The following is a 12,141-nucleotide window of genomic DNA, read 5'->3' as shown; positions in this document are numbered from 1 at the left end:
GGCCGTCAGGGCTGGCATGATGCCACGATGAGAAGCCACCACGTCAGTCGGGTCATAGCGGCATCGCCCGAAGCCGTCTACGACTACGCGTCGGACGTGGACAACCTCCCGCGCTGGGCCGCCGGGCTCGCGCAGGCCGCAGTGGTGCGCGAGGGCGACTCGCTGTTCGTCGAATCGCCGATGGGCCGCGTGGAGGTCCGGTTCGTCGAGCGAAACCGGTTCGGTGTGCTCGACCACGACGTCACCCTCCCCACTGGCAAGATGGTCACGAACCCCGTCCGGGTCCTGTCGCACCCGGACGGCGCGGAGGTCGTCTTCACGGTCCGCCAGATCGAGCTCGATGACGACGAGTTCGCCCGCGACATCGAGCTCGTCGCGAAGGACCTCGAGCGGCTCGACCAGCAGATCACCGGGACCGATCGTCCTCGTTCATGACCGGGCGTCGGTTCGACCTTCGGACCGTAGCCCTGGCCGGAGCGCTCCTACTCGGCGTCGTCGGCTGCAGCCCTTCCGCTCCGGTGCCGTCCAGCGGCCCGAGCGCGACATCGCCGTCGTCGTCGGCACCCGCGGTGATCCCCGCACCCGACCGCTCGGCGGAGTTCCAAGCGCTGGAGGCCGAGTTCGGTGCACGCGTCGGGGTCAGCGCGATCGACAAGGGGTCCGGAGCCCGCTTGTCCTATCGAGCCGATGAGCGCTTCGGATACGCCTCCACGATCAAGGCGCTGGCCGCAGCCGTCTTCCTGCACGAGGTGCCCGCCGCGGCGCGGGAGGAGCTCGTCACCTGGTCGGCGGAGGACGTCGAGGCGGCCGGCTACTCGCCGGTGACGAGCGAGCACGTCGACACCGGCCTCACCCTGTCACAACTCGCCGAAGCTGCGGTCCGCCGGAGCGACAACACGGCGCTCAACCTCGTCCTCGCCCGGATCGGCGGGCCGAGCGGACTGGACGCGGCGCTCGCCGCCCTCGGTGACGAGACGATCGAGGTCGTCAACGCGGAGCCGACGCTCAACGTCATCGAGCCCGGCAGCACCGAGGACACCAGCACGCCCGCCGCGTTCGCCGACGACCTCTCCCGGCTCATCGACAGTTCCGTGCTGGAGCCCGCCGACCAGGAGATGCTCCTCAGCTGGATGAGCGGGAACGCGACCGGTGACACCCTGATCCGAGCCGGTGCACCCGCCGACTGGCCGGTGGCCGACAAGTCGGGTGGCGCCGGCGGCATCCGAAACGATGTCGCGATCGTCCGTCCGCCGGGTCGGGAGCCGATCATCCTGTCGATCTTCACCACCACGCTGGACCCCGAGGCCGACTATGACGACGCGCTCGTCGCGGCGGTCGCGAAGGCCGCGCTCTCCGCGTTCGCCTCCTGACCGCTCGTTCCCAGCTCGGTCGGGCATCATGCCCGCATGACGACACCGGTGCTCGCCCTCATCTGCTTCCTCGGCGTCGCGATGCCCATGGCGCTGGGGCTGTTGCGGAGCCAGCGTCATCAGGCCCACCGCGCGAGTGATCACGGGTCCTCCGCTAGGGGATGAGCCGCTGCTCGCGCAGCTCCTGGAAGATGCCGAGGAACATCGCCTCGGTGTCGACGTACTCGTGGAACCCGGCTCGGCGGGACTTCGAGGTGTCCGCGATGACGTCGTAGTCCCACGAGAACACGAAGTCCCCGAACGTCCATGAGGACACGTCCCGATAGGGCGTGGCGACGAGCCCGTGCCGGTCGACCATCGCATTCCACAGCAACTCCTTGTCGGCCATGACCTCGGCGAGCTGCATCTCCAATGGTGGCGCGACCTCGAGGTCGAAGAACGCGGCGATCTTCGGCCACATCGACGACCACCGGAACAGGTCGCCGTTCGTGATGTTGAACGCCTGGTCTCGGGCATCTTCTGTGGTCGCCGCCCACACCGTCGCCTTCGCGAGGAGGTCCGCATCGGTCATCTCGATGAGGCTCGTGTAGGCGCTGGGTCGGCCGGGGAACCGCAACGGGATGCCGAGTTCCTTGCTCATCGAGGCGTAGACGGCGATGACCATGGCGAGGTTCATGGGGTTGCCCAGGCCGATCCCGGCGACGACCGAGGGGCGCAGTGCTGACCAGGACCAGCTCGCCCCGTCGCGCCGGCGTTCGAGGAACTGCTGCTGGTCGACGTTGAACTCGGGTGGCATGTGCGGCAGGTCGGACTCCTTCGCCGGTGTCGCGAAGGGTCCGAGGTGCGCGCCGTAGACCTTGTAACCCTGCATGAGGCTGATGTGCTCGAGGTGCGTCGCGACGGGTTCGACGGCGTCGACGACGTTCGTGAGCATCGCGAGGTTCGGGGCGACGAGTTCGGCCCAGCTCGGGCGGTCCTGGTAGGCGGCGTAGAAGACGTGGGTCACCTCGGTCAGGCCGCGGAGGGCCTGCATGGTCGCGTCGCGGTCGAGCAGGTCGACGGCGATGTGGCGGACGGCACCTCGGTCCGTTCCGCCGCGGCGCGACAGACCGATGACGTCCCATCCGAGCGTCTCGAGGTGGGCGATGAGGTTCCCGCCGATGACGCCGCGGGCGCCGACGACGAGTGCAGTGTGTTGGGTCATGTCTTCTCCATCGTTAGATCGTGATTTACCGATGCACAGTCTCACACAACATCGGTGAATCGCGATATAGCGATAGACTTGGGTCATGGTGAACGCTGACGAGTCTGACCTGGTGGCGGTGTTCAAGGCGCTCGGGCATCCGACGCGCCTCGCGATCCTCGGGTGGCTGAAGGACCCGGACTCGTTCCCGCCCCAGGATTGGCCGGCGAGTGAGGTGGGTGTCTGCCTCAAGCACATCCAGGCGAGGGCGGAGGTCTCTCAGTCGACTGCCTCGCAGTTCATGGCGACCCTCCAGCGTGCCGGCCTGGTGACGTGCACCCGCATCGGCCAGTGGTCGCACTATCAGCGCGACGAGGCCGCGATCGAAGCGCTCGGCCGACGGCTGTCGCTCGACCTCTAGCGGCAGCCGGCTGCAGGTATCACCATGGTCGGCCGAGGGCAAGAGTGCGGAGCGCCTTCGTGCGCGCGCATACGCTCCTGGGATCCGGCTCATCGAAAGGAACCCCATGGACCTCGGAGCACTCGGCGGCTACCGCCTGCCCACCGCCATCAGCAACGCGTACGGCGTCACCACCGCCCAGGAACTCGCCGACCAGCTCGGCGTGACGAAGGCGCCGACGCCGGCGCTTGGCCCTGCCGCGGATTCGGCGTACCAAGCTCTGCGCCGGGGTGACTCCGGGCCTGCGCGGCGACTGCTCGTCGACGACCTGGGCATCAGGGAGACGAAGGCTGACGAGGCGCTCGCGAAGCTCCCGGCGCTCTGACCCGGGCCGCCGCGACCTCGCAGTCGGTTGTTTCCTTTGGGGAAACGCTGTGATAGTTTCTTCAGACGCAACGACTGGAGGTCGATCATGGATCATGAAGACGCACAGGACCGCTTGAACCAGGCGCGAGACGCCTCACGCCGCTCCGCCCGCCAAGGAGCACTCACCACCGCCATCCTCACCGCGGTGCTCATCATCGCGCTCGGGGTCGTCGTCGACCTCGACATGGTCTGGCTGCTCGGACTCGTCGCCATCGGGTTCGTCGCGATGTCCCTCGCGCGGCCGGTGCGACTCCGTCTCGACTGGTCGGACCGGACCGGCGTCCTGCTGCTCACCGCGAGCGGTGTGGCGGTCGCCGTGGTCTACGTCGTCACCCAGTGGATCGCCCGATCCGCAGGCGTCCCCGTACCCAACACGGTGTCGGCGGTCGTCGCAGCCGTGGTCGTGTTCGCCGCCTGCCTGCCCGCGCTGGCGCGGCTCGCGAACGGCTCCGCGACGCGCGGCGGACGCTTGGGGTCGCGCGATGCCTGAGGACGACCGAGCCGAAGACGCCGACGTCAGCCGTCCAGCGCTGAACCCGCTCTTCCACGAGCCCGCCCGCCTCGCCCTGCTGTCGGCGCTCGCGCCCGCCGAGTACTCCGATTTCGCCTCGCTGCTGCGCATCACCGGCGTCAGCAAGTCGGCGCTCTCGAAGCACCTCTCGGTGCTCGCCGAGGCCGGGGTGGTCGAGGTGGGGAAGAGCGACACCGACCGACGCGGTCGCCGCATTGCCCTCACCGCCGAGGGCCGGGTCGCTTTCGAGTCCTATCTCGACGCCCTCGCCGCCATCGTCGAGCGCGCCCGGCGCTGACGCTGACGCACCGCCGGTCCGGCGCTCCTGCGGACTTCCGACGCCCGTCGAAGGCCAGTCCATCCCGGCCGACGTACGGTGGGTCCACGTCGTCGGACGACGAGACGAGGAAGGGATCCACCATGGACGATGTCGAGCAGTTCATCAAGCCGGACGTCGCGGCGTCCGGCCCCGGCTGCGTCGAGTGCGAGGCGACCGACAGCTGGTGGCTGCACTTGCGCCGCTGCACGTTCTGCGGCCACATCGGGTGCTGCGACGACTCCTTGAACAAGCACGCCACGAAGCACGCGACCGCGACCGGCCACCGGGTGATCCGCAGCTACGAACCGGGCGAGGACTGGTTCTACGACTACGGCACGGAGGAGTCGTTCGCCGGTCCCACGCTCGCGCCCCCGCTCAGCCACCCGCGGTCGCAGACGGTCCCCGGCCCGCGCGAGCGGGTGCCTGCCGACTGGGAACGTCTGCTCGGTTCATGACCGCCGTGGGTGAGGTGGCGACGGCGCCGTTGCTCGTGTTCGAGCGGTCGTTCGGGCGCGAGGCGTTCGCGATCCGTGACTACCTCACGCGGAGCGGTGTCCCGTTCGAGACGGTCCTCATCGAGACGGAGGAGGACTGCCGCGACCAGCTCGGCGCCGGGTTGACGGAGACCAGCCTCCCGCTCGTCGTCTTCCCGGACGGCACCCGGCTCGCCGATCCGACCCCGGCGCAGATCGCGGAGCACTTCGGCTGGATCAAACGCCCGAAGCGCAGCGAGTACGACGTCCTGGTCTACGGCGCGGGCCCGGCCGGGCTCTCCGCAGCCGTCTATGCGGCGTCCGAGGGCCTCGACGTCGCCGTCGTCGAACGCGACGCGGTCGGTGGGCAGGCCGGTTCGAGCAGCCTCATCGAGAACTACCTCGGGTTCGCGCACGGTATCTCCGGGGCCGCGCTCGCCGAACAAGCGCGCCGACAGGCGATCGCGTTCGGCGCCGAACTCCTCGTCATGCGGCACAGCCTCAGCCGCAGTTTCGGCGACCACCACATGCAGGCCGAGTTGGCAGACGGCTCCCACCTCTCGGCGCGAGCGGTCATCTGCGCCACCGGGGTGCAGTGGCGTCGGTTGGGACTGCCGCTCGAGGACGAGCTCGAGGGCTCCGGGGTGTTCTACGGCGCCGGCACGAGCGAGGCGTCGTCCTGCGTCGGTGAGCACGTCTACATCGTCGGGGGCGCGAACTCGGCGGGCCAGGCGGCGATGAACCTCGCGGCGCACGCCGAGCGGGTCACGGTCCTCGTCCGTGGTCCGTCGCTGTCGTCGACCATGTCGACCTACCTCCTCCGTCGCCTGCTCGCGGCTCCGAACGTCGAGATCCTCGTCGACACCAGGGTCACGGCGCTCCACGGCGACGACCGTCTCCGCGCGCTCACCGTCGAGTCCGCGGGGACGACCACCGAGGTGCCGGCCGCGCGCCTGTTCATCTGCATCGGCGGTCGGCCCAACACCGCCTGGGCGGAGGACTCGGCGGTGGCGCTCGACAGCCGTGGCTTCCTGCTGACCGGCGGAGACCTCCTACCGGAGCACCTCACCCGGTGGCCGCTCGCGCGTCAGCCGATGCACCTGGAGACGAACCAACCCGGGGTGTTCGCCGCGGGGGACGTCCGTGCCAACTCGATCAAGCGCGTCGCCTCCGCGGTCGGCGAGGGCGCCATGGCGGTCTCGCTCACCCACCGCTATCTGGCCGAGACGTACGGGTAGGCGCGGGTAGACGCAAGGCCGGGACCCCGGTGGCCGCTCCGGGTCGTCAGGCCCGCCGGGCCGCCCGCCGCGTCATCGCGACGCCGGCGAGCACCGTCGTCACGAGGACGAGCGAGACGAAGATGAGGAGCACCTCGATCTCGGGCGCGAAGGTCAGCGCGAACCCGATGGCGAGCACCGGGAGCGCGAGCCCGCAGTAGGCGATGAGGAAGACGAGCGACAGGGTCTCGCCGCGACGGGCCGGGTCGGCGAGGGACGCGGCCGTGGCGATGGCCGACTTGAACAGGACGCCGACGCCGAGACCGGCGATGATCCCGCCGACGATGAAGACGCCCAGCTGCGGGAGCACCGCGCCGGCGGCGACCGCGGCGAGACCGATGCCGCAGCTGACGGTCGCGATGAGGAGCTGGCGCTGCAAGGGCAGTCGAGCGAGGAGCACCTGTCCGACGGCCGCCGCTCCGAACACGGAGAACGTCGTCGCTCCGGCGAGGAGGTGGTCCGGTTCGTCGAAGGTGCCGATGAGGATGGTGGGCGCGAGCGAGGTGAACAGGCCGAGCAGCGCGAAGCCGGCGAAGGCCCCGAAGCCGGCCGCGATGAAGGCTCCCCGGGAGGACGCCGGCACCGCGAGCCGCTGCGGTCGATACCGTCGCTTCGGCTCGCTCTGCTCGACGGTCTCCGGGACGGCGGCGATCACGATCCCCGCGACGATGAGTGCGACCAGGAACACGGCGTGGGGGAGGATCAGCGGGTTCGGGAGGAACTCGGCGAAGAGACCACCGATGAGCGGACCGAGCGCCAGGCCTCCCAGGTTGCTGGCCCCGGCAACGGACGCGGCGACCACCGCGTTCTCGTCCGGTTTGGCCACTGCTCGCAGCTCGCCGAGGTGCGCCGTCGCGGTCGCGGTGAGGACGCCGATGCTGACACCGTTGACCACGCGGGCGACGATCAGCCCCTCCACGCTGTTCCACAGGAGGAACAGCACGGCCGAGAGGGCGGAGATGAGGATCGCGATGAGCAGCATGCGCCGTCGTCCGACCCAGTCGCTGATGTGGCCCACGAAGAACAGACTGAAGACGACCCCCACGGCGTACGCGGCGAAGATGACCGTGATGGTCGAGACGGGGAAGCCGTCCTTCGCCTGATACAGCGCGTACAACGGGGTCGGGACGGTCGAGTACGCCATCACGAGGAGGAAGGTGGTCGCGACGATCCAGAATCCGGCGCCGTGCGAGAGGCGGGATGCGGTCGGGACGGAGGAGGTCGTCATCGGGTCGCCAGGCTCTCGACCGTCGTGGTGGTCACGGGAGGATCGAGTCGACGTAACCGCCGTCGACGCGGAGGGCGCCGCCGGTGGTCCCCGAGGCGAGGGGCGACGACAGGTAGACGACGAGGTTGGCGATCTCGATCGGTTCGAGGAGCCGTCCGATGAGCGACTGCGGACGGTGCAGCCGCATGAACTCGCGCTGGGCGTCGTCCCAGGCGAGTTCGTCGCCGACGAGCTGCCGCACGAAGGTCTCGACGCCGGGCGTGTGCGTCGGGCCCGCGATCACCGAGTTGACCGTCACCCCGGTGCCGGCCGCCGCTTTCGCGAAGCCGCGGCTCACGGCGAGCAGCGCGGTCTTGGACACGCCGTAGTGGATCATCTCCTCGGGGATGACCACGGCCGAGTCGCTGGCGATGTTGATCACGCGACCCCAACCGCGGGCGGACATGCCGGGGAGCAGGAGCCGGGTGAGGCGTGCGGCAGCCAGCACGTTGACCTCGAGCATCGACCGCCACTGTTCGTCGGTGATGTCGAGCGGCGGCACCGCTTCGAAGATCCCCAGGTTGTTGACGAGGATGTCGACGTGGCCGGCCTCGGCGACGAGTTGCTCGGCACCCTCGGAGGTGCTCGCATCGGCGGTGATCCCGCGGACCGACTCGACCGACTCCTCGTCGAGCGACAGGACGGCCGCTTCGAGCCGGTCGGCGTCGCGCCCGTTGATGATGACGTCCGCACCGGCCTCCACGAGTCGTGCCGCGATCGCGTAGCCGATGCCGCTCGTCGAACCGGTCACGAGCGCGGTGCGGCCCGTCAGGTCGAGGGGGATGGATCCTGCGCGTTCGAGTCGCATGGGAGAGCTCCTTGGGCGTCGTGACGGTGGTCGGCAGCCCGGGTCGCGGACCTGCCGGTCCGAGCGTACGCCGCGATCGGAGGGCCGTCATCGGACGTTCGTCGCCGAGGTCTTCGACAGACGTCGAAACCGGTGGTGGTCGTGCCGGGGATCGTCGGGCAGGATGAGGGGATGAGCCCGCCCCAGCAGGTGCCCCGACCACGGGACGGGCTCGGTACGCCTCCACGACGGCGCCGGGTCGGGGTCTTCCTGTTCGACCAGGTGAAGACGCTCGATTTCGTCGGACCGGCGGAGGTGTTCACCGAGGCGAATCAGCGCGTCGACGGCTACGACGTCCGGTTCTTCTCCCACGACGGACGCGACGTCGTCACCTCCATGGGCCTGCGCGTCGGGGTGGACGCAGCCGCTGCCGACAGCGGACCGCTCGACCTCGTGATCGTCCCCGGGAGCGAGTCGGCACCGCAGGTGTACCGACCGGACGAGGTGCAGGACGCGGTCCGGCTCCTCGCGTCGCGCGCCGACCGGGTGGCGTCGATCTGCAGCGGCGCCTTCGCCCTCGCGGTCACGGGACTCCTCGACGGCAAGTCGGCGACGACCCACTGGAAGTTCACCGGCGCCCTGGCGGCCGCCTACCCGTCGATCGACGTGCGACCCGACTCGATCTTCGTCCGCGACGGCGACACCTACTCCTCCGCCGGGGTCGCCGCCGGGATCGACCTCGCGCTCGCGATCGTGGAGGAGGACCACGGTGCGGACGTCGCCCGGTCCATCGCCCAGCTGTTGCTCGTCTACATGCGGCGTTCCGGTGGACAGTCGCAGTTCTCCGCCTCCGTCCGGGCGAAGCCGGCGCGGACCTCGATCGCGAAGGCCGTCGCCGACTACATCCACGGCGACCCGACCCGAGCGGGGTCGCTGGCCGACATCGCCGCCCACGCGAACGTCGGCGTCCGCCATCTCAACCGGGTCATCCGGGACGAGCTCGGCATGACCCCGATCCAGTACGTGGGATCGCTCCGGCTCGACGTCGCGCTCGGAATGCTGGAGGCGGGCGACACGGTGGGCGAGGTGGCGGCGGCCGCCGGGTACGCCAGCCCCATCGCATTCCGTCGTGCGTTCGCCGCCCGCTACAACACGACGCCCTCGGAGTACCAGCGGCGGTTCCGGACGACCGGGGCCGGAGCGGTGGAGACGTCCCTCCCGTCGCAGGGACACCAGGCCGGCACGGCAGCCGGAGCCGGTCCGCCGCTCCAGCGCTCGCCGCTCTAGCGGATCACGATGGCCGCTTCCGGGGTCACGACCCGGAAGCTGAACGACTCCTCGAGGTAGAGACTGACCGAGTCCGCGGTGTGCGCCGCATACCCGAGGGCGATGTCCTGACCGGACTCGAAGAGGAAGTCGCCGCCGCGGCGGCTGATGACGACGGCCCCCTCGATGCCCGGCGTCCAGACGATCCCGCCGCCGAGGATCGACTCCAGGTGGGACGAGAGTCGTGCGCCACCGGTGTCGTTCCCACCCGCGACGGACACCCAGCCGGGCGTGTCCAGGGCCAGCGCGTAGGGGCCGCCGATCCTGGCGCGGGCGAGCGTCTCCACGGCCGCCGCGACCACCTGGGCGAAGCGGGCGGGATCGTCCTCGCGCGGCAACGGCTGGTGCGGCGAGGCCGCCGAGACCCCCGTGTACCCCGCCGCAGGCCACTCGGCGAGGATCGCCGTGTTCTCGACGGTCGAGAGGCTCGTGACGGCGTCGTCGAGCGGCGAGAGGTCCACGTCGAGCGCGCCTCGGGCGGCGCTGTCGAGTTCGCCACGGGAGAGGACGAAGTCGGCACGCACCTCGGTCAGCGGGAGGACGGTGCGCCGGCGGGCGATCACCCCGTCGAGCGGGGCGTCGACGACCGCGCCGACGCGCCCGACGTCGGTGCTCGAGTGCTCCCAGCCGAGCGGCCCGGCGAAGTCGACGACGCGCCGACCACCGAGGACCGGGGTCAGTCTCGTGCGCGCCTCGTCGTCGAGCATCTGCCAGGTCTCCTCCGTGATCGGGGCGAGGTGGCGGAAGAGGTGGTTCATGACGTCGTCCTTTCGTCGGCCGGGCGGAGCGACCCGAGGCCGAGTGAGCCGTCGGCCGGGGCCGTCGGCGTCGCGGGGGTGGTCGCGGTCGTGGGCACGGTGGTCGGGGCGTCGGGCGCGGCCGGGTCCGGATCGTCGCCCATCGCCTCGAGGAACGCGGCGCTCGGTGCGAAGAACACCGAACCGGTCTCCGCGGTCGAGAAGTCGAGGAGCCGGTCGTGCAGGCCGGGAGGATCACCGATGAACATGCGCTGCAGCATCCGCTCGATCACCCAGAGCCGTCGGGCGTACCCGATGAAGTACGTGCCGAACTCGCCGTGGGCCGGGCTGCCGAACGGCATGTTGTCTCGGAGGATGTCGTGTTCGGTGCCGTCGACCACGATCGTCGACAGGGTCTTGTGCGACTTCTGGCCGCTCTCGGCGTCGTCGAGCTCGATGTTCTCGGCCTTCGTACGGCCGATGATCGCCTCCTGCTGCTCGGTCGTGAGCGCACGCCACCGGTCCAAGGGGTGCGTGTACTTCTGCACGACGACGTAGCTGCCGCCCGCGAACGCGGGATCCTCGTCGCCGACGAGCGTCGCGTCGGGGAGGTCCTGTCCGACGGGGTTCGCGGTGCCGTCGACGAACCCGAGCAGGTCCCGCACGTCGAAGGACCGGAAGCCGACGGTCTCGTCCACGACCTCGACGGCGTCGCCGAACAGGTCGAGGAGCTGCCGCTCGAACTCGAAGCAGAGGTCTCTTCGCGCGGCTCGGATGTGGAGCAGCACGTCTCCGGGCGTCGACGGCGCGGTGTGCCGGTCACCGACGACCGTCGGGAACACGTGGAGTTCGCTGGGCAGTGGACCTCGGGTGAGTTCGCCCCAAACCCGTGCCCCGATCCCGACGGTGCACGACAGGGCGGCGTCGAGGTCTCGGAAGGCGACGTTCTTGAGCACGTCTGCGACGCTCGCCAGGGTGCTGCGGACGGTGTCCACGGCACCCACCGCGTCGCTCACGGTCAGCACGAGGAACACGGCCGTCCCGCTGAGCGGTGCGTCGACGGCCTGCGGCTCGATCGGGACCCGGCGAGAGGAACTCGTCATCCCGGCACCTCTTCGGCACCGGCGGTGCGCGGATGCAGCTGCCGGACCGGGGCGATCGCCCGCCGGGTGTCCCCCGCTCGCCGGGTCCCGGACCGGGCGGACGGGCGACCGGACGCCGGCGTCCGGTCGTCCCACAGGCGCAGCAGCTTCAGCGTCAGGTGCAGCGTGCTCCGTTTCCAGCCGTCGGCGAGTGCCTCCCGCACGACCTCCGGCATCGTGTCCAGGCGGTAGTAGAGCGTCGTGCGGTGGATGTGCAGGCGCTCGCAGGCGGCGACGACGTTGCAGCCGGCGTCGAGGTAGGTCTCGACGGTCTCCAGGCGGACGGGGTCGGCGTGCCGCAACTCGTCCGCGGCCGGAGACACCGCGGAGATGAGCGAGGGGTCCGCCTCGATCGCGTGCAGCAACCGCCAACCGCCGAGCTCCTCGGCGCGGGTCGAACCGACCGCCTGCCCGACCTGCCCCACGATGTCGGCCGCCGTGCGCGCCTCGTCGACCGCGCGCAGCAGATCGTCCTCGTCGGCGTGCAGGGAGGCGGACCCGATCGCGGACACCCGGACCCCCGTCGGGACGACGGAGCCGATCCAGTCGGCGACGGTCTCCGGCGCCCGGCGTTCCGAGGTCACCAGGACGAACTCGCCGAGCTGCTCGAGCACGATCGTGTGGTCCCGGCCGCCATGTCGGAGCGCGCGGGCGAACTCGTCGCGCTGTTGGATGCTCGTCGCGGAGAGCAGGACGGAGCGCACGACGACGTCGCCGTAGGCGTCGAGCCAGCGTCGGGTTCGAGCAGTGTGCAGGGCGCGCCGCCGCCGGTCGCGGTGGTCGCAGAGCAGGTCGCCGAGGACGAAGGCCCGGTCGTCGGGGACGGACCAGGCGCTGTCCATGGTGTCGCTCGTGCTGCGTTCGCTGTTCATCGGTGCCCCTCCGCGCGGCTGGTGACGAGTGCCGTCCCGCTCAAGCTAGGG

16 protein-coding genes are annotated in these 12,141 nt (G+C 70.4%); 10 read left to right on the top strand and 6 right to left on the bottom strand.

Translation table 11 applies throughout. The features are described 5' to 3' along the window. The first annotated feature begins 27 nt into the window (after positions 1–27). The 3 genes from ITJ57_RS00220 to ITJ57_RS19570 all read left to right on the top strand — a co-directional run bounded on the left by ITJ57_RS00220 (position 28) and on the right by ITJ57_RS19570 (position 1,535). Entirely contained in the window at positions 28–435 is a 408-nt protein-coding gene (locus ITJ57_RS00220) for an SRPBCC family protein (protein WP_194668334.1), read from the top strand. Positions 436–569: 134 nt separating this feature from the next. After that, the gene (gene bla / locus ITJ57_RS00215) at positions 570–1,370 is read left to right on the top strand and encodes a class A beta-lactamase (protein ID WP_370582089.1); all 801 of its coding nucleotides are present in this window, start codon (positions 570–572) and stop codon (positions 1,368–1,370) included. Between the two features lie 36 nt (positions 1,371–1,406). Next, on the top strand, positions 1,407–1,535 hold the full coding sequence (locus ITJ57_RS19570) for a hypothetical protein (RefSeq protein WP_255515286.1): 129 nt from the start codon (positions 1,407–1,409) through the stop codon (positions 1,533–1,535). Here the strand turns inward: ITJ57_RS19570 and ITJ57_RS00210 are convergent. Continuing rightward, positions 1,525–2,574, bottom strand: a complete 1,050-nt coding sequence (locus tag ITJ57_RS00210) for an SDR family oxidoreductase (RefSeq protein WP_194668332.1) — start codon at positions 2,572–2,574, stop codon at positions 1,525–1,527. The genes ITJ57_RS19570 and ITJ57_RS00210 overlap by 11 nt on opposite strands. Positions 2,575–2,659: 85 nt before the next feature. Between ITJ57_RS00210 and ITJ57_RS00205 the strand changes: the two genes are divergently transcribed. From ITJ57_RS00205 to ITJ57_RS00180, 6 genes are all read left to right on the top strand, one after another. Then, complete coding sequence (locus ITJ57_RS00205; RefSeq protein ID WP_194668331.1) at positions 2,660–2,974, top strand: helix-turn-helix transcriptional regulator; 315 nt, start codon at positions 2,660–2,662, stop codon at positions 2,972–2,974. A 106-nt stretch (positions 2,975–3,080) separates the two neighbouring features. Further along, positions 3,081–3,338 (top strand): hypothetical protein, encoded by a 258-nt coding sequence (locus ITJ57_RS00200; RefSeq protein ID WP_194668330.1) that lies wholly within the window; start codon positions 3,081–3,083, stop codon positions 3,336–3,338. Positions 3,339–3,425: 87 nt separating this feature from the next. Further along, positions 3,426–3,869, top strand: coding sequence for a hypothetical protein (locus ITJ57_RS00195; protein WP_194668329.1), 444 nt, complete (start codon positions 3,426–3,428; stop codon positions 3,867–3,869). After that, entirely contained in the window at positions 3,862–4,188 is a 327-nt protein-coding gene (locus ITJ57_RS00190) for a transcriptional regulator (protein WP_194668328.1), read from the top strand. The genes ITJ57_RS00195 and ITJ57_RS00190 overlap by 8 nt, the downstream gene beginning before the upstream one ends. Before the next feature lie 122 nt (positions 4,189–4,310). Then, positions 4,311–4,664, top strand: a complete 354-nt coding sequence (locus ITJ57_RS00185) for a UBP-type zinc finger domain-containing protein (protein WP_194668327.1) — start codon at positions 4,311–4,313, stop codon at positions 4,662–4,664. After that, a complete protein-coding gene (locus ITJ57_RS00180; RefSeq protein WP_194668326.1) occupies positions 4,661–5,920 on the top strand; it encodes an FAD-dependent oxidoreductase in 1,260 nt (419 codons plus the stop codon). Before ITJ57_RS00185 ends, ITJ57_RS00180 begins: the two co-directional genes overlap by 4 nt. A 46-nt stretch (positions 5,921–5,966) precedes the next feature. Here ITJ57_RS00180 and ITJ57_RS00175 read toward each other — a convergent pair whose 3' ends face one another. Next, entirely contained in the window at positions 5,967–7,187 is a 1,221-nt protein-coding gene (locus tag ITJ57_RS00175; protein WP_194668325.1) for an MFS transporter, read from the bottom strand. A gap of 31 nt (positions 7,188–7,218) precedes the next feature. Next, positions 7,219–8,034, bottom strand: coding sequence for an SDR family NAD(P)-dependent oxidoreductase (locus tag ITJ57_RS00170; RefSeq protein ID WP_228506395.1), 816 nt, complete (start codon positions 8,032–8,034; stop codon positions 7,219–7,221). A gap of 171 nt (positions 8,035–8,205) precedes the next feature. Between ITJ57_RS00170 and ITJ57_RS00165 the strand changes: the two genes are divergently transcribed. Further along, complete coding sequence (locus tag ITJ57_RS00165; RefSeq protein WP_194668324.1) at positions 8,206–9,300, top strand: GlxA family transcriptional regulator; 1,095 nt, start codon at positions 8,206–8,208, stop codon at positions 9,298–9,300. On the opposite strand, the gene ITJ57_RS00160 is transcribed toward ITJ57_RS00165, so the two are convergent. The 3 genes from ITJ57_RS00160 to ITJ57_RS00150 are packed head-to-tail and all read right to left on the bottom strand — an operon-like array spanning position 9,297 to position 12,090. After that, positions 9,297–10,097, bottom strand: a complete 801-nt coding sequence (locus tag ITJ57_RS00160) for a family 1 encapsulin nanocompartment shell protein (protein ID WP_194668323.1) — start codon at positions 10,095–10,097, stop codon at positions 9,297–9,299. The genes ITJ57_RS00165 and ITJ57_RS00160 overlap by 4 nt on opposite strands. Continuing rightward, positions 10,094–11,179 carry a Dyp-type peroxidase gene (locus ITJ57_RS00155; protein ID WP_194668322.1) on the bottom strand — a complete coding sequence of 362 codons (1,086 nt, stop codon included), beginning with the start codon at positions 11,177–11,179 and terminating at the stop codon, positions 10,094–10,096. Before ITJ57_RS00155 ends, ITJ57_RS00160 begins: the two co-directional genes overlap by 4 nt. Next, positions 11,176–12,090 (bottom strand): CdaR family transcriptional regulator, encoded by a 915-nt coding sequence (locus ITJ57_RS00150; RefSeq protein ID WP_194668321.1) that lies wholly within the window; start codon positions 12,088–12,090, stop codon positions 11,176–11,178. The genes ITJ57_RS00155 and ITJ57_RS00150 overlap by 4 nt, the downstream gene beginning before the upstream one ends. Positions 12,091–12,141 lie beyond the last annotated feature (51 nt).

The organism is Plantibacter sp. VKM Ac-2880 (genome assembly GCF_015351235.1).
Taxonomy (GTDB): Bacteria; Actinomycetota; Actinomycetes; order Actinomycetales; family Microbacteriaceae; genus Plantibacter.
The sequence above is the reverse complement of the archived record's forward strand: the minus strand, read 5'-3'. Positions and strand labels throughout refer to the sequence as shown.

Coding starts and splice junctions, on each gene's coding strand:
- ITJ57_RS00220 (WP_194668334.1), top strand. CDS start 28: ATGAGAAGCCACCACGTCAGTCGGGTCATAGCGGCATCGCCCGAAGCC.
- ITJ57_RS19570 (WP_255515286.1), top strand. CDS start 1,407: ATGACGACACCGGTGCTCGCCCTCATCTGCTTCCTCGGCGTCGCGATG.
- ITJ57_RS00210 (WP_194668332.1), bottom strand. CDS start 2,574: ATGACCCAACACACTGCACTCGTCGTCGGCGCCCGCGGCGTCATCGGC.
- ITJ57_RS00205 (WP_194668331.1), top strand. CDS start 2,660: ATGGTGAACGCTGACGAGTCTGACCTGGTGGCGGTGTTCAAGGCGCTC.
- ITJ57_RS00200 (WP_194668330.1), top strand. CDS start 3,081: ATGGACCTCGGAGCACTCGGCGGCTACCGCCTGCCCACCGCCATCAGC.
- ITJ57_RS00195 (WP_194668329.1), top strand. CDS start 3,426: ATGGATCATGAAGACGCACAGGACCGCTTGAACCAGGCGCGAGACGCC.
- ITJ57_RS00190 (WP_194668328.1), top strand. CDS start 3,862: ATGCCTGAGGACGACCGAGCCGAAGACGCCGACGTCAGCCGTCCAGCG.
- ITJ57_RS00185 (WP_194668327.1), top strand. CDS start 4,311: ATGGACGATGTCGAGCAGTTCATCAAGCCGGACGTCGCGGCGTCCGGC.
- ITJ57_RS00180 (WP_194668326.1), top strand. CDS start 4,661: ATGACCGCCGTGGGTGAGGTGGCGACGGCGCCGTTGCTCGTGTTCGAG.
- ITJ57_RS00175 (WP_194668325.1), bottom strand. CDS start 7,187: ATGACGACCTCCTCCGTCCCGACCGCATCCCGCCTCTCGCACGGCGCC.
- ITJ57_RS00170 (WP_228506395.1), bottom strand. CDS start 8,034: ATGCGACTCGAACGCGCAGGATCCATCCCCCTCGACCTGACGGGCCGC.
- ITJ57_RS00165 (WP_194668324.1), top strand. CDS start 8,206: ATGAGCCCGCCCCAGCAGGTGCCCCGACCACGGGACGGGCTCGGTACG.
- ITJ57_RS00160 (WP_194668323.1), bottom strand. CDS start 10,097: ATGAACCACCTCTTCCGCCACCTCGCCCCGATCACGGAGGAGACCTGG.
- ITJ57_RS00155 (WP_194668322.1), bottom strand. CDS start 11,179: ATGACGAGTTCCTCTCGCCGGGTCCCGATCGAGCCGCAGGCCGTCGAC.
- ITJ57_RS00150 (WP_194668321.1), bottom strand. CDS start 12,090: ATGAACAGCGAACGCAGCACGAGCGACACCATGGACAGCGCCTGGTCC.